The sequence below is a fragment of the Dactylosporangium siamense genome, from assembly GCF_016862795.1.
GTDB lineage: Bacteria > Actinomycetota > Actinomycetes > Mycobacteriales > Micromonosporaceae > Dactylosporangium > Dactylosporangium siamense.
Map to the genome: position 1 here is coordinate 1 of NZ_BONQ01000047.1, position 15588 is coordinate 15588.

At 70.1% G+C, this 15588-nt stretch carries 14 protein-coding genes; 10 read left to right on the forward strand and 4 right to left on the reverse strand.

All coding sequences use genetic code 11. The features are described from left to right. Positions 1 to 325: 325 nt before the first annotated feature. Positions 326 to 520, reverse strand: coding sequence for a hypothetical protein (locus Dsi01nite_RS14600; protein ID WP_203846674.1), 195 nt, complete (start codon positions 518 to 520; stop codon positions 326 to 328). Positions 521 to 1296: 776 nt separating this feature from the next. Here Dsi01nite_RS14600 and Dsi01nite_RS14605 point away from each other — a divergent pair. The 6 genes from Dsi01nite_RS14605 (at position 1297) to Dsi01nite_RS14630 (ending at position 10171) form a co-directional block, all read left to right on the forward strand. Beyond that, positions 1297 to 2520, forward strand: a complete 1224-nt coding sequence (locus tag Dsi01nite_RS14605; protein ID WP_239135894.1) for a sensor histidine kinase — start codon at positions 1297 to 1299, stop codon at positions 2518 to 2520. Then, positions 2517 to 3188: a response regulator gene (locus Dsi01nite_RS14610; protein WP_275423366.1), complete on the forward strand. Its 672-nt coding sequence runs from the start codon at positions 2517 to 2519 to the stop codon at positions 3186 to 3188. The genes Dsi01nite_RS14605 and Dsi01nite_RS14610 overlap by 4 nt, the downstream gene beginning before the upstream one ends. A 104-nt stretch (positions 3189 to 3292) precedes the next feature. Then, positions 3293 to 4078: an ABC transporter ATP-binding protein gene (locus Dsi01nite_RS14615; protein ID WP_203846676.1), complete on the forward strand. Its 786-nt coding sequence runs from the start codon at positions 3293 to 3295 to the stop codon at positions 4076 to 4078. Positions 4079 to 4081: 3 nt separating this feature from the next. Continuing rightward, on the forward strand, positions 4082 to 6631 hold the full coding sequence (locus Dsi01nite_RS14620; protein ID WP_203846677.1) for an ABC transporter permease: 2550 nt from the start codon (positions 4082 to 4084) through the stop codon (positions 6629 to 6631). Between the two features lie 223 nt (positions 6632 to 6854). After that, the gene (locus tag Dsi01nite_RS14625) at positions 6855 to 7610 is read left to right on the forward strand and encodes an ABC transporter ATP-binding protein (RefSeq protein ID WP_203846678.1); all 756 of its coding nucleotides are present in this window, start codon (positions 6855 to 6857) and stop codon (positions 7608 to 7610) included. Positions 7611 to 7612: 2 nt separating this feature from the next. Continuing rightward, positions 7613 to 10171, forward strand: a complete 2559-nt coding sequence (locus tag Dsi01nite_RS14630) for an ABC transporter permease (RefSeq protein ID WP_203846679.1) — start codon at positions 7613 to 7615, stop codon at positions 10169 to 10171. 43 nt (positions 10172 to 10214) lie between these two features. Here the strand turns inward: Dsi01nite_RS14630 and Dsi01nite_RS14635 are convergent, their stop codons facing one another. Both Dsi01nite_RS14635 and Dsi01nite_RS14640 read right to left on the reverse strand, forming a co-directional pair. Continuing rightward, complete coding sequence (locus tag Dsi01nite_RS14635) at positions 10215 to 10850, reverse strand: HAD family hydrolase (RefSeq protein WP_203846782.1); 636 nt, start codon at positions 10848 to 10850, stop codon at positions 10215 to 10217. Positions 10851 to 10953: 103 nt separating this feature from the next. Then, entirely contained in the window at positions 10954 to 11913 is a 960-nt protein-coding gene (locus Dsi01nite_RS14640) for a ketopantoate reductase family protein (RefSeq protein WP_239135895.1), read from the reverse strand. A 56-nt stretch (positions 11914 to 11969) separates the two neighbouring features. Here Dsi01nite_RS14640 and Dsi01nite_RS14645 point away from each other — a divergent pair, with 56 nt between their 5' ends. The 4 genes from Dsi01nite_RS14645 to Dsi01nite_RS58305 all read left to right on the forward strand — a co-directional run bounded on the left by Dsi01nite_RS14645 (position 11970) and on the right by Dsi01nite_RS58305 (position 14343). Next, positions 11970 to 12290: a hypothetical protein gene (locus Dsi01nite_RS14645; protein WP_203846680.1), complete on the forward strand. Its 321-nt coding sequence runs from the start codon at positions 11970 to 11972 to the stop codon at positions 12288 to 12290. Between the two features lie 68 nt (positions 12291 to 12358). Then, entirely contained in the window at positions 12359 to 13243 is an 885-nt protein-coding gene (locus tag Dsi01nite_RS14650) for a PAC2 family protein (RefSeq protein ID WP_203846681.1), read from the forward strand. 319 nt (positions 13244 to 13562) lie between these two features. Further along, a complete protein-coding gene (locus tag Dsi01nite_RS58300; RefSeq protein WP_275423369.1) occupies positions 13563 to 13874 on the forward strand; it encodes an IS110 family transposase in 312 nt (103 codons plus the stop codon). A 16-nt stretch (positions 13875 to 13890) separates the two neighbouring features. Continuing rightward, on the forward strand, positions 13891 to 14343 hold the full coding sequence (locus Dsi01nite_RS58305) for a hypothetical protein (RefSeq protein WP_275423367.1): 453 nt from the start codon (positions 13891 to 13893) through the stop codon (positions 14341 to 14343). Between the two features lie 8 nt (positions 14344 to 14351). On the opposite strand, the gene Dsi01nite_RS14665 is transcribed toward Dsi01nite_RS58305, so the two are convergent. Beyond that, positions 14352 to 15566 (reverse strand): pyridoxal phosphate-dependent aminotransferase, encoded by a 1215-nt coding sequence (locus Dsi01nite_RS14665; RefSeq protein ID WP_203846684.1) that lies wholly within the window; start codon positions 15564 to 15566, stop codon positions 14352 to 14354. Positions 15567 to 15588 lie beyond the last annotated feature (22 nt).

The following is a 15588-nucleotide window of genomic DNA, read 5'->3' on the forward strand; positions in this document are numbered from 1 at the left end:
GGCGACGGTGCGTTCGGCGACGGTGGTCAGCAGCGGCGGCGGCCAGCGGTGACGGCCCGACTCCGGCGGCAACGGCGGCCAGCGGCAACGGCGCGTTCGGCGATGGCGGCCAGCGGTGACGGCCGACTCCGGCGGCAACGGCGGCCAGCGGCAACGGCGCGTTCGGCGACGGCGGCCAGCGGTATCGGTCGGGCTCCGGCGGCCAGTGGCAACGGCGGCCAGCGGTGACGGCGGCCAGCGGTGACGGCGGCCAGCGGTGACGGCGGCCAGCGGTGACGGCGGCCAGCGGTGACGGCGGCCAGCGGTATCGGTCGGGCTCCGGCGGTCAGGCGCCGGCTGAGATCACCAGGGACGTGACCTGGGGCCAGGGGATGAACAAGGTGCCGCCGTCCGGGTTCGTGATCGCCATGCCGACCGGGAGTGACTGCTCCCGGACGATGACACCCTTCGCGTTCTGGGTGCTGGTGTGCGTCCGGTAGCTGAACCGCACTTCGGTGCGGCCGTCTGGCAGTTCGATCACGTTCGGCTCCTCTCCGGCTCCGATGTCGCGAGCCTACGCCTGCGGGCCGGCACCCGGCGGCGCTGATCGAGGCGCCCGGACCGGGCAGGGCGTATCGCACCGTCCCCACAGCACGGGCGTCTCGCGCCGGGCCGGCCACGGCGGCACCGACAAACGCGGTGCCGGGCGAGGGCCAGGCGATCACCGTCACCAGGCAGGCGCCACGTCACGCCCGAAGGTCGCAAACCACTTCGATGGCATGGCTCGAACGCGAGGTCGACCTCGGACGCGGCGGCGAAGCCGTGCGGCCGTGGCGACAGCGGCCTCGCCCGCGCGTGGGAGAGGCCAGGCGGGTTGCCGGCACGGGGTTTCCTCGTGCCGAATCGGCGCCGTCATGGCCCGCACCGCCGGGCATGTCGTCGACGCGGGCCATCGTTCTTCGGTGTCGTCGGTGCGTCCCGCCTCGGTGTTGTCGATGTGCCCGCGCTTCGCTGCCTCTCGCGAATGACCTGCCGCAGCACGATGGGAATATCAACAGTTTCTGGATCTTCGACGAACGGTACGTCTCGGCCGAGACCATCGCCGCCGAGGTCGTCTCGGCCTCCGGGTCGGGATTCGCGTTCCCGACTGGAGGCCGGCATCGTTTCCGCGGGCCTCGATGCACGGCATGGTCACAGACCTGCCACCGAGGCCGCGCGGCGCGCGGCGCGAACGACGGCCGGGTCATCCTCAAGCATGAGACCGGGTCGGGCGCGACGATGAATCGGAGGCGGGCCGGAGCGGATAGCGTACGAAGGGTGCTGAAGCGCGTACTGGACCGCCGAGCGGACCCGTTGGTGCAGGACATCGCCCTCGCGGTCGGGCTCGCGGTGGTCAGTGCGGTGGCGACCGCGGTGGCGCAGCGGGAGTTCGGCACGAGGAACCTGGGCTGGCAGCTGGCGTTCGACACCGCGGGGTTGCTGGCGGTGGTGGTGCGACGGCGATGGCTGTGGGTCGCCGTGTGGTTCACCGCGGTGCACATCACGGTGCCGTTCCTGGGGGTTTTCCCGCTGGTCAGTGGCGGGTTCTCGATCATTGTCGTGACGTACACGGCGGCGGCGTACCTGCCGTTGAAGCGGGCGGTGGCGGCCGGGGTGCTGATCTGGGCGCCGGGGATGGTGCTCGCGACCGTGATGGGACGGACCCAGGACGAGCCGTATTCGCTGGAGCCGCGGATCTTCCTGCTGTTCAACGCGATGAGCGCCCTGGTGTGCTTCACGGTGGGGCGGACGATGGCGACGCGGCGGGCGTACGTGGCGGCCCTCGAAGACCGGGCCAGGACCGCGGAGACGAGCCAGCGGGCGTTGACGGAGCAGGCGGTGGCCGACGAGCGGCGGCGGATCGCGCGGGAGCTGCACGACGTCGTCGCGCACCACGTGAGCGTGATGGGGGTCCTGGCGACCGGGTCGCGGCGGATGCTGCAACGGGACCCGCGGGCGGCCGACGAGGCCCTGGCGACGATCGAGGAGACGGGGCGCACGGCGTTGCGGGAGATGCGGCGGTTGCTGACGGTGCTGCGCACGGAGGCCGAGCCGGCCGGTGAGCTCGCGCCGCAGCCGGGGCTGGCGGGGCTGGAAGGGCTCGTCGAGCAGATCCGCGAGGCTGGGCTGCACGCCGTGCTCAAGGTCGAGGGGGTGCCGGGGCCGCTCGACTCGGGCATCGCGTTGACGATCTACCGGATCGTGCAGGAGGCGCTGACGAACGCGTTGAAGCACGCCGGCGCGGCGGCGGTCGAGGTCAGGATGGTGTTCAGCCGGCAGGACGTGGTCGTCGAGGTGTGCGACACGGGCCGCGGGCCACAGCTGGGGACGGCCGCGATCGGGCACGGGCTGCTCGGCATGCGGGAGCGCGTGATGTTGTACGGGGGGACACTGCGCACCGGTCCACGGCCCGGCGGCGGCTACCGTGTGCACGCGAGGATCCCGATCGAACAGCACGTCGACACCGCGTCACCGTCGACGACGGAAAGGCAGCCAGCTTGAACCCGAAGCCGATCCGGCTCCTGCTCGTGGACGACCAGCCGCTGTTGCGCACCGGGTTCCGGATGGTGCTCGGCGGCGAGACGGACCTCGACATCGTGGCCGAGGCGGGTGACGGGGTCGAGGCGGTCGAGCTGGCCCGGCGCCTGCTGCCCGACGTGGTGCTGATGGACATCCGGATGCCGCGGATGGACGGGGTCGCCGCGACCCGGGCGATCGTCGAGGCGAAACTGCCGGTCAGGGTGCTGATCCTGACCACGTTCGACCTGGACGAGTACGTGGTGGGCGCGCTGCGGGCCGGCGCGAGCGGGTTCCTGGCGAAGGACGTGCCCGCCGACGACCTGGTCACCGCGATCCGGACGGTGGCGGCCGGTGAGGCCGTGGTGGCGCCGCGGATCCTCAAGCGGTTGCTGGACAAGTTCGCCGACGCGCTGCCGGACCCGGACGCGGCGCCGCCGCGGGACCTGCGGGTGCTGACGGACCGGGAGCGGGAGGTCCTCGTCCATCTGGCGCGGGGGTTGTCCAACTCGGAGATCGCCAAGGCGCTGTCGGTGAGCGAGACGACGGTGAAGACGCACGTCGGGCACGTGTTGACGAAGCTCGGTCTCCGCGACCGCGTGCAGGCCGTCGTCCTCGCGTACGAGACCGGCCTGGTCCGTCCGGGCTCATAGGTCTCCTTCGCAGGGAGTAGTCCCGACCGGCACCCCGGGAGGACGGCACGACCGAGATCACCCCGTAGCGTGAGGACATTCACGAAACCAGAGGGGGATCGAGCGTGACCACGACAGTCACGACCGGGCAGGCGGTCGCCGCCCGCGCGGTGGATGTGTGGAAGGTGTACGGCAGCGGCGAGGCCCAGGTCATCGCGCTGCACGGGGTGAGCGTCGAGCTTGAGCGCGGGCAGTTCACCGCGATCATGGGCCCCTCGGGGTCCGGCAAGTCGACGTTGATGCACACGCTCGCCGGGCTGGACTCGGTGACGCGCGGTGAGATCTTCATCGGTGACACCCGGTTGACGGGGATGTCCGACGGGGACCTGACGAACCTGCGCAGGACCAAGGTCGGGTTCATCTTCCAGCAGTTCAACCTGCTGCCGACGCTGACGGCGGAGGAGAACATCCTGCTGCCGCTGTCGATCGCCGGCCGTAAGGCGGACCCGAAGTGGTATGAGACGGTGATCGACACGGTGGGGCTGCGGGACCGGCTCAAGCACCGGCCGAGCCAGCTGTCCGGTGGCCAGCAGCAGCGGGTCGCGTGCGCGCGGGCCCTGGTGTCGCGGCCCGAGGTCATCTTCGCCGACGAGCCGACCGGCAACCTCGACTCGCGGTCGGGGGCGGAGGTGCTGTCGTTCCTGCGCAACTCGGTGCGGGAGTACGGGCAGACGATCGTCATGGTGACCCACGACCCGAACGCGGCCTCGTATGCGGACCGGGTCATCTTCCTCGCCGACGGCCAGGTCGTCGACGAGCTGCTGGCGCCGTCCGCGGACGCGGTGCTGGACAAGCTCAAGGGGCTGGACGCCAAGGTCGAGAGCGCCGCCGACGCGTCGCAGGCGGGCTGAGCCGTGCTGCGCGCGACGCTCAAGAGCCTGCTGGCGCGCAAGCTCCGGCTGATCCTGTCGACCCTCGCCGTCGTGTTGTCGGTGATGTTCGTGTCGGGGTCGCTGGTGCTCACCGACACGCTGGGCCGCACGTTCGACAACGTGTTCTCCAACATCTACAGCTACACCGACGTGCAGGTGTCGGCGAAGTCCGAGACCGCCGACGCGGCGTCCGGCAACAGCTCGGCGATCCTGCCGGTGCCGGCCTCCGACGTGGCCCGGATCGAGAAGATCGACGGGGTGCGCAAGGCGACGGGCTCGGTGTTCGTCTCCGGCGCCCGGGTCATCGGCAAGAACGGTAAGGTGGTGATCAGCCAGTCCGGGCAGTTCGGCGGCAGCTGGACCGGCGAGGACGAGCTCACCAAGCTGATCTCCGGGCGGGCGCCGTCGGCGCCGGACGAGATCGTCATCAACAACGGGCTGGCGAAGCAGGCCAAGTTCGCCGTCGGTGACCCGGTCGACATCATCGCCCGGGCCGAGGCCCGCAAGACCTACAAGGTCGTCGGGATCATGCAGTATGCGGGCAACCGCGACTCCATGGCCGGCGAGACGACGGTGCTGTTCACCGAGGCGACCGCGCAGCAGGTGATGCTGGGCGAGACCGACGTGTTCAACGTCATCGACGTGAAGGGCAAGGACGGCGTCACCGACAACCAGCTGCGCGACAACATCAAGGCGGCGCTGGGCCCCAAGTACACGGTGCAGACGGGTGACGAGCTGTCGAAGGCGTCCAGCGAGGCGATCCGTGGCCTGCTGAAGTACTTCAACTACTTCTTCCTCGGCTTCGGCACGATCGCGCTGCTCGTCGGCGTGTTCCTGATCCTGAACACGTTCTCCATCATCGTGTCGCAGCGCACGCAGGAGCTGGCGCTGCTGCGGGCGATGGGCGCGAGCCGCTGGCAGATCATCCGGTCGGTGCTGATCGAGGCGCTGCTCATCGGCACCGTCGGGTCGCTGTTCGGGTTCCTGGTCGGCATGGGGCTCGGCGCGGCCGGGGCGAGCGCGTTCACGTCCCTGGCGAAGATGGACTCGGCCGGGCTCGGGTTGCCGGTCGCGGCGATCGTGACGTCGTTCACGATCGGCATCCTGGTCACGATGATCTCGGCGGTCCTGCCGGCGATCAAGGCGGCCCGGGTCGCGCCGATCGCGGCGATGCGGGACGCGGCGACCACCGACAAGCCGCTGACCGGGATCACCATCGGCGGCGGGGTCGTCACCGCGGTCGGTGTCGGCTCGCTGTCGTGGGGTCTGGCGGGGGCCGGCGACGCGACACTCCTGCTGGTGTTCGGCGGGGTGCTGCTGACGCTGATCGGGGTGGCGCTGCTCGCTCCGCTGATCAGCCGGCCGCTGGTCGCCGGGCTCGGCTCGGTGTTCTCCTGGTCGGTGCCGGGCAAGCTGGGCCGGCGCAACTCCTCGCGCAACCCGCGCCGCACGGCCATCACGGCGGGCGCGGTCATGGTCGGCATCGCGATCATCACGATGATCTCCACGATCTTCTCGTCGCTGTCGACCGCGATCGGCGAGTCGGTGGAGAAGGACCTGCAGGCCGACCTGATCGTCTACGGCCAGCAGACGTCCGACGTGCCGCCGATCATCCAGCCCGACGAGCTGAAGCAGATCAAGGCGCTGCCGCAGCTGCAGACGGTCGCGTCGGTCACCTACGACGTCGTGTCGCTCAACGGCAAGCAGGACTTCGTGCTCGCCTACGACGACGTGCCGGCCGTGATCACGGTGCTGAAGCTCCACCCGGTGGCGGGTCGTATCGACCACATCGACAGCGGCGAGTTCACGGTCGACGAGAAGACGGCGAAGGAACGCAAGTACACGGTGGGCAGCACCATCCAGGTGACGTTCGCCAAAGGCCAGACGAAGACGCTGACGCTGGTCGGCATCACCAACTCGACCAGCAACGGCAACGGCGTCGTGGTCTCCAACACCGACGCGCAGGCCGGGTTCACGTTCCCGCAGCCCATCCAGGCACTGGTGAAGGCGAAGGACGGGGTCGCGGTCGACGACGCGAAGGCCGCGGTCGAGGGGGTGCTGAAGAACAACCCCGAGGTCAGCGTGCAGACCAAGAAGGAACTCGTCGGCTCCAGCCAGCAACAGTTCGACGTGGCGCTGGTCATCGTGCAGGTGCTGCTGTTCATCGCGCTGGGCATCTCGGTGCTCGGGGTCATCAACACGCTGCTGCTGTCGGTGATCGAGCGGACCCGGGAGTTGGGCATGCTGCGGGCGATCGGCCTGCGGCGCCGGCAGACGTGGTCGATGGTGACGATCGAGTCCGTGGTGATCACGCTGTTCGGCACGGTGCTCGGGCTCGTCGTGGGCGCCGGGCTCGGCGCGGCGACGGTCACGGCGCTGAAGTCGGTGATCGGTTTCGGCGCGGTCACCCTGCCGTGGGGGTACATGATCGCCTACATCATCGGCGCGGTCATCGTCGGCGCGGTCGCCGGGCTCATCCCCGCGATCCGGGCCGTGCGGCTCAACGTGCTCAACGCCATCGCGTACGAATAAGCACCGAGGCTGACAAAAGCCGGTCGGGGGTCTCCCCCGGCCGGCTTTCCGCATTTCCGAGGCCATTTCTGAGAAGGCTGAGCAACAAAGGCTAGGGGTTCACCCTGATAGGAGATCGGGGCCATTCCCCGGCGAAAAACCCGTGGTCAGCTCGCCCTGCGGGCGGACGAGACGAGCACGGCCCGCCCCGAGGATGAAGGCACACCATTCACCAGGGGGAATCATGACTGCATCGGTTGCGACACGCACCGAGGTGGCCGCGAAGGCGGTCGACGTCTGGAAGATCTACGGCACGGGCGAGGCGCAGGTCCACGCGCTCGGCGGGGTGTCGGTCGAGCTCGAGAAGGGCCACTTCACCGCGATCATGGGCCCGTCCGGCTCCGGCAAGTCGACGCTCATGCACTGCCTCGCGGGCCTGGACGCCGTGTCGCGCGGTGAGGTCTACATCGGCGACTCGAAGATCACCGGCCTGTCGGACCGGGGGCTGACGAACCTGCGCCGCACCAAGGTCGGGTTCATCTTCCAGCAGTTCAACCTGCTGCCGACGCTGACCGCGGAGGAGAACATCCTGCTGCCGCTGTCGATCTCGGGCCGGAAGCCGGACCAGGCCTGGTTCGACACGGTCATCGAGACCGTGGGGCTGCGGGACCGGCTCAAGCACCGGCCGAGCCAGCTGTCCGGCGGCCAGCAGCAGCGGGTCGCGTGCGCGCGAGCCCTCGTGTCGCGGCCCGAGGTCATCTTCGCCGACGAGCCGACCGGCAACCTCGACTCGCGCTCCGGCGCGGAGGTGCTGTCGTTCCTGCGCAACTCGGTCCGCGACTTCGGCCAGACGATCGTCATGGTCACCCACGACCCGAACGCGGCGTCGTACGCGGACCGGGTCATCTTCCTCGCCGACGGGCACATCGTCGACGAGCTGCACGCGCCGACCGCCGACGCCGTCCTCGACCGCCTCAAGCGCCTCGACAAGGCGGTCTGACGATGCTGCGCGCCACCCTCAAGAGCCTGCTGTCACGCAAGCTGCGGCTGGTCCTGTCGGGCCTGGCAGTGGTGCTGGGCGTGATGTTCGTGTCGGGGGCGTTCGTGCTCACCGACACGATGGGCCGTTCCTTCGACAGCCTGTTCTCGTCCGTGTACCAGGGCATCGACGTCAACGTCACGCAGAAGCCGAAAGTCGGCGGCGACCAGGACGTCGGCCCCTCCCAGCAGGGCAACATCCCGGCCGCGACCCTCGACAAGGTCCGCGCGGTGCCGGGCGTCGCGAGCGTCACCGGCGACGCGACCGCCGACGGCGCCCGGGTCATTGGCAAGAACGGCAAGGTCGTCACCACGTTCGGCCCGCCGCGCCTCGGCGGCAACTGGGTCGGCACGTCGGACCTGCTGCAGCTGCGCGAGGGCCGCGCGCCGGCCGCTGACAACGAGATCGTCGTCAACGTGACCACGGCCAAGAGCGCCGGCGGGCTCAAGGTCGGCGACGACGTCGGCGTCCTCACCCTCCAGCCGGGCAAGAAGGTCTTCAAACTCGTCGGCATCTTCGGCTACAGCGGCGACCGCGACTCCCTCGGCGGGTCCCTGGAGGTCCTGTTCACCACGCCGGTCGCGCAGGAGCTGATGCTCGGCGAGAAGGACGTGTACAGCGGGATCAACGTGACGGCCGCCGCGGGTGTGACGAACGAGAAGCTCCGCGACGACGTCGCGGCCGCGCTCGGCGGCGAGGCCGGCGGGTTCCAGGTCAAGACCGGCAAGCAGCTGACGGACGAGACGACCAAGTCGTTCCGGGAGGGCCTCGCGTTCTTCAACAACGTGCTCATCGGGTTCGCGGGTGTCGCGTTGTTCGTGGGCACCTTCCTGATCCTGAACACGTTCTCGATCATCGTCGCGCAGCGGACCCGTGAGCTGGCGCTGATGCGGGCCCTCGGCGGCAGCCGCGGGCAGACGCTCGGCTCGGTCATCATCGAGGCCGTCGCGATCGGGCTCATCGCCTCGGTCCTCGGCCTGGCCGCCGGCGTCGGCGTCGGTGTCCTGCTCGCCTGGGTGTTCGGCAACGTCAGCGGCGTCGCCCTCGCCAGCGTCGGCGTCCCCGCCGCCGCGGTGATCAGCGCGTTCGTGGTCGGCCTGCTGGTGACGGTCGTCGCCGCGGTCCTGCCGGCGCTGCGGGCCTCCCGGATCCCGCCGATCGCGGCGCTGCAGGAGGTCGCCACCCCGGACCGGCCGCTCACCAAGCTCACCGTCAGCGGCGCGCTCATCGGCGCGGCCGGCGGCACGATGCTCGGCCTCGGCCTGGCCGGTCAGGGCGACAACACGCTGTGGCTGATCCTCGGCGGCGTCCTGGTCAGCTTCATCGGGGTCGCGCTGCTCACGCCGCTGCTGGCCCGCCCGGTGGTGTCGCTGCTCGGCCGGCTGTTCTCCTGGTCGGTGCCGGGCAAGCTGGGCCGGCTCAACTCGGGCCGCAACCCGCGGCGCACCGCGATCACCGCGGCCGCGCTGATGGTCGGCCTGGCCCTGATCACCGGCGTCAACGTCATCCTCGCCTCGGCGAAGCAGAGCCTGTCCTCGCAGGCCTCGACCCAGGTCACCGTCGACCTGATCATCTCCGGCGACGGCGACGACAACGGGCCGGCGAAGTTCGACCCGGCCGTCATGGACGCCGCGGCGAAGCTGCCGGGCGTGTCCAGCGCCGCCAGCGAGTACTGGGACTTCGCCCAGGTCGACGGGAACGGCACGGGCATCTCCGCGACGCCGGACATGGCCGCCTACGCGAGCATGTTCAAGCTCACGGCGACCGAGGGCACCCTGCAGTGGACCGGCCCGGACCAGGCCGTCATCGACACCGAGAACGCGAAGAAGCGCAACCTCACGCTCGGCTCGACGATGACCATGCAGTTCACCCGCGGCGAGCCGCACCAGGTGAAGATCGTCGGCCTGTACCAGCGCAGCGACGTCATGGGCGGCACCATCGTCTCCGGTGACGTGGTGAAGGACTACCGCTCCGCGCAGCCGTCCTGGGGCTACCTGCGGGTCAGCGACGGCGCCTCGGTCGACGCGATCCAGAAGCAGGTCGACCAGCTCCTCGTCGACAACCCCGAGGTGTCGGTCGCGAACCGGGCCGAGTACGTCGACGCCCAGTCCGCGCAGTTCGACCAGCTCCTGGTGATGATCCAGGTGCTCCTCGCGCTGGCGATCCTCATCGCGGTCCTCGGCATCGTCAACACCCTCGCCCTGTCGGTGCTGGAACGGACCCGCGAGCTGGGGCTGCTCCGCGCGATCGGGATGCGCCGGGCCCAGACGATGCGGATGGTGACCGTCGAGGCGGTCGTCATCTCCACCTTCGGTGCGCTGCTCGGCCTCGCCGTCGGCACCGGCCTCGGCGCGGCGGTGGTCCGGGCGCTGAAGGACGACGGCTTCACGAAGCTGGCGTTCCCGTGGAGCCAGATGGCGACGTATCTGCTCCTCGCGGCGCTGGTCGGGGTCATCGCGGCGGTCCTGCCGTCGATCCGGGCCTCCCGGGTCAACGTCCTGCAGGCGATCTCACACGACTGATTTCCCCCGGCGAAGGGGGCGTCCCACGGGGGCGCCCCCTTCGCTATGCGATGAGCTTCCGGAGATACGCCACGTCGACGTCCAGCAGCGAGTCGACCAGCGTGACCCCCTCCGGGTCCAGCGCCACCTCGCACGGCACGGCCAGGACCGCGCAGCCGGCGGCGCGGGCGCTGCGGACGCCGTTGGGCGAGTCCTCCACGGCGACGCACTGCGGTGCGGTCGCCCCGACGAGCCGGGCGGCGGTCAGATACGGCATCGGGTGCGGCTTCGTCCGGTCGACCTCGTCCCCGGCGACGACCGCGTCGAAGTTGTCCGCGCCGATCGTCAGCAGCGCCACGTCGACCAGGTGCCGGTGCGTGGCGGTGACCAGCGCCAGGGGTACACCTTCCGAACGCAACGCGGCGAGCAGCTCCTTGGCGCCGGGACGCCACTCGACGCCGCCGTGGAACAGCTCCTTGACCCTGGACTCCAGCCACACGAGGCTCGCGTGGGTGCTGACGCTGGCGGGCAGGCCGAGGTCGGCGTGCAGCAGCCGCATCGACTCGGTCATGTTGCTGCCGACCATCGCGTGCCTGGCCTGCGCGGACAGCTCACCGCCGTAGTGGGTGGCGAGCTCGGTCAGGCCGACGGACCAGACCTTCTCGCTGTCCACGAGGGTGCCGTCCATGTCGAAGAGCACGGCCGCGAGCCGGTCGTCAGAAGCCACCTGACGGATCCTGCCCTGCCGCCCGTGGTTTCACGGCGCGGTCGTGCTCAACGTCACGGCCTCGTCGTGCTCAACGTCACGGCCTCGTCGTGCTCAACGTCACGGCCTCCAGGAACTCCGCGGGCGTCAGGCTGCCCGGTGTGCGGCCCTCCCGGACGGCGCGCTGGACCAGCCGGCGGGCGGTCTCGTTCGCCGGGGTCGGCACGCCGTGCAGCCGGCCGAGCAGCACGATCTCGCCGTTGAGGTAGTCGGCCTCGACGGTGCCGGCGCCGCGCGCCAGGCTCTGCCACGACGACCCGCCGGCCCGGTTGATGCCCTGCGGCCACCGCATGATGTCGCCGCGGCGCTCCCGGTCCTCGGCCGCCGACGCGACGTCGATGCCGGCGCGGCGCAGCACCTCCTCCCCCTCGGCCTGCACGGGTCCGACCGCCGCGTCGAGCCCGTCGACCCGCCCGCACAGCGCCTCGACCGCGTTGCCGAGGTTCAGCACGAGTTTGCGGTGCTTCCAGCGCATGATGTCCGCGCGCGGCTGCGACACGAACCCGGCCTCCTCCAGGCCCTGCGCTAGTCGTAGAGCGGTCGCATCACTCCCCGACGGGTAACGGCCCAGGTCGAGGATGCCGGGGACCGGGTCGCAGTGCTCGACGACGACGCCCGGCTCCAGATGGCTGGCCGGCAGGATGACGTGGACCCCGTACACGTCGGCGAAGTGCCGCAACGCCGCGCGCTCGTTGGCGACACCGTTCTGCAGGCAGACCACCGGGCCCCGGAAGCCCTCGAGGGCAACCAGTGCGGCGCCGGTGTCCTGGCCCTTCATCGCGAGCACCACGACGTCCTGCTCGGTGTCGGCGGGATGCCGGTAGACGTCGACCTTGACGACCGTGTCCCCGTCCGGCCGGCGCAGGGTCAGCCCGTCCTTCTGGATCGCCTCGAGGTGCGGGCCGCGGGCGACGACCGCCACGTCGTGCCCGGCGATCGCGAGCCGGGCCGCGACCACTCCCCCGACAGCGCCGGCGCCGTAGATCATCCATCGCATCGGCCCATCGTAAATCGGGTGACCCTTTGATCAACGAACTTCGCTATCGTGACCGGATGATCGGGGTTCTTCTCGTGGTCGACGGGGCCGTCCTGTTCACGCTCGTCGCGGTCACCGCCGCCGTCGGCCGGGTCGGCGTGGTCAGCGGGTGGCGGTGCACGCTGCTCGGCGGCGCCCTCGCCGGGCTCGCCGCCACCGGCACGTGGATGTTCGACCTGCCGCGGTGGGTGTACGTGGTCGCCGGCTTCGTGGTCGCGACGGCCGTGTTCCTCGGGCTCGGGGCGGACCTGATCCGGCTGTCCCGGCGGCCCCGGCCGGTGCCGCTCGGCGCGACCATCGAGGAGTCGCTGCGCGGCCTGCTCAACAGCGCGAGGTGATCTTGGAAACTGACACCCCCGGGCGCGGCCGGCAAGCCATCCGGCGGTCACCCACGTAGGCTGGGACCGTGACCGAGTTCGACGGCCTGCCCGTGCTGCGCTCCCCTGTCGCGATTGCCGCGTTCGAAGGGTGGAACGACGCTGCCGACGCGTCGACCGCCGTCGTCGAGCATCTCGAACAGGAGTGGGGCGCCGAGCCCATCGCCGCGCTCGACCCCGAGGACTTCTACGACTTCCAGGTCAACCGCCCGACGGTGACGATGTCCGAGGGCGAGACCCGCCGCATCGAGTGGCCCACCACCCGCTTCTCGGTGGCCACCCCGCCCGACGCGGAGCGCGACATCGTCCTCATCCGCGGCATCGAGCCGAGCATGCGCTGGCGCACCTTCTGCGAGCAGGTCCTCGAGGTCTGCCACAGCCTCGAAGTGAGCCGGATCGTGCTGCTGGGCGCGCTGCTGGCGGACGTGCCGTACACCCGGCCGCTGCCGGTCAGCGGCTCCGCGCCGCGCGGGATCGCCTCCACCGACGCCACCGAGCGCCTCGGCCTCACCCCGACCCGCTACGAGGGCCCGACCGGCATCGTCGGCGTCCTGCACGACGCCTGCGTGCGCGCCGACCTCGAGGCCGTCTCCTTCTGGGTGCACGTCCCCCACTACGCGAACAACCCGCCCTGCCCGAAGGCCACCCTTGCGCTGCTGCACCGCGTCGAGGAGGTCCTCGACCTGCCCGTCCCGACCGGCGACCTCGCCAAGGAGTCCTCGGAGTGGGAGGAGCGGCTCAAGCTGGCCGCCGAGCAGGACGCCGAGCTCGCCGAGTATGTCCGCGAGCTGGAGGAACGCTCCGGCGACGCCGGCCTGCAGCCCCTGTCCGGCGACGAGATCGCGCAGGAGTTCGAGAAGTACCTCCGCCGCCGCGGCGGCCAGGCCGGCCCGTCCGCGACCGGCGCCTGGTAGCCACGGTCCAACTGATAGATCATCCGCATGGCTCCGGTCCGTCGTGGGCGCGGCCCGTCGCTCATTGGGGGAATGCTGGTGTTGCCCGGCTCCTGGGTGGGGTTGGGTGGCACCTGGGCCGTCAGGTCACTGCCAACCGTCGTGTCCCCGGTTTGAGGGCTTGCGGGAGTTGTTGCGGGGTCTGGCGGTCCGGGGCATCCCGACTGGCCACAGGATTGTGCGCCGTTGAGCGCCCGTCAATGAGCGTCCGGCAGTGATGCCCGAACCTCCAGGTGCGCCTTTCCACTGGGATGAGCAGCGGAATGGAGCAGCTTTGAGTGTGGCGGAGATGGTGGGGTCGGCGCGACCGGTCACGGTCGGTGTCGACTGGTCGAAGGACAACCATGCGGTGTGCGTGCTGGACGCTGACGGCGAGCCCGTCCAGCGGCTGGTGGTCGCGCATTCGCGGCCGGGGATCAGCCGGCTGCTGGCGGTTCTGGAGCGGTTTGAGGTTGTCGGGGTAGGGATCGAACGGCCGGACGGGCCTGTTGTGGCGGCGTTGCTGGCGGCTGGTGTTGTGGTGTTCGTGATCCCGCCGTCGCAGGTTAAGTCGTTTGCGGGGGCGGTATGGGTCGGCGGGGAACAAGGATGACCGGTTCGACGCGTTCGTGTTGGCGGACGCGGTGCGCACGGATCGGCGTCGGTTGACTCCCTTGGCGCCGGATGGTGCGGCGACGGTGGCGTTGCGGTCGTTGGTGCTTGCACCCGTGATCAAAGGACAACGCTGGCCGTCCACACGACCCGGACGCTCCTTCGATCATGGAGAAGATCCACTTTGGCGGGGGACGATCTGCGCAAAGTGGTGTTTTCGGGCAGCGGTCCGAGGTGCGGGGCTTGGCCGCGGCCGCAGGTCTCGTCGCGGCCGTCCACGGCCGCGGGTCTCGTCGCGGCCGTCCACGGCCGCGGGCTTGGTCACGACCGCAGGTCGTGGCTGCGCGACCGTCCGCGGAGGTGGCAGGGCCAGGGCCAGCGAAGCTGGGCCCCGGCCCGGTGCCTGGCGGGAGCATCGGTCCGCACCACGGCGGACCCGAGCCATCCCGGTCTCTTCATACCGGTCTTGAAGTGACGATCACACCTGGCGATACGTGGACAGGAACCGGCCGATGCGCCCGATCGCGTCCTCGAGGTCTGCCACGCGCGGGAGGGTCACGATGCGGAAATGGTCCGGATTGTGCCAGTTGAAGCCCGTCCCCTGCACGACCATCAGCTTCTCCTTGCGGAGCAGGTCGAGCGCGAACTGCAGGTCGTCCTTGATCGGGTGCACCTCGGGGTCGATGCGCGGGAACATGTAGAGCGCGCCCTGCGGCTTCGTGCACGACACGCCCGGGATGTCGTTGAGCATCCGCCAGGCGGTGTCACGCTGGGCGAGCAGCCGGCCGCCGGGCAGGATCAGATCGTTGATGCTCTGATACCCACCGAGCGCGGTCTGCACGGCGTGCTGCGTCGGCACGTTGGGGCACAGGCGCATGTTGGCGAGGATGTCGAGACCCTCGATGTAGCTGGTCGCGTGCCACTTCGGGCCCGACAGCACGAGCCAGCCGGTGCGGAAGCCGGCCACCCGGTACGCCTTCGACAGCCCGTTGAACGTCAGCGTGAACAGGTCCGGGGCGACGGCGGCGGTCGAGACGTGCTTCGTGTCGTCGTAGAGGATCTTGTCGTAGATCTCGTCGGAGAAGACCAGCAGGTTGTGGCGGCGGGCCACCTCGGCGATCCGCTCGATCATCTCCCGCGAGTAGACGGCGCCCGTCGGGTTGTTGGGGTTGATGATGACGATCGCTTTGGTGCGCGGGGTGACCTTCGCGGCGATGTCGTCGACGTCGGGCATCCAGTCGTTGGTCTCGTCGCAGATGTAGTGCACGGCGCGGCCGCCGCAGAGGCTGACGGAGGCGGTCCACAGCGGATAGTCCGGCGAGGGGATGAGCACCTCGTCGCCGTTGTCGAGCAGCGCCTGCAACGCCATGACGATGAGCTCGGAGACGCCGTTGCCGAGGTACACGTCCTCGATGTCAACGCCGTACACCTGCTTCTGCTGGTAGTACTGCACCACGGCGCGCCGGGCCGACAGCAGGCCCTTGGAGTCACCGTAGCCGTGGGCTGACGGCAGGTTCAGGATGACGTCCTGGAGGATCTCCTCCGGCGCCTCGAATCCGAACGGGGCCGGGTTGCCGATGTTGAGCTTCAGGATGTGATGGCCTTCGGCTTCCATCTGCTTGGCGGCGGCCATGACCGGTCCGCGGATGTCGTAACAGACGTTGGCCAGCTTCGCGGACTGAGTCACCTGCATGGAGTCACAGTACGAGCCTTTC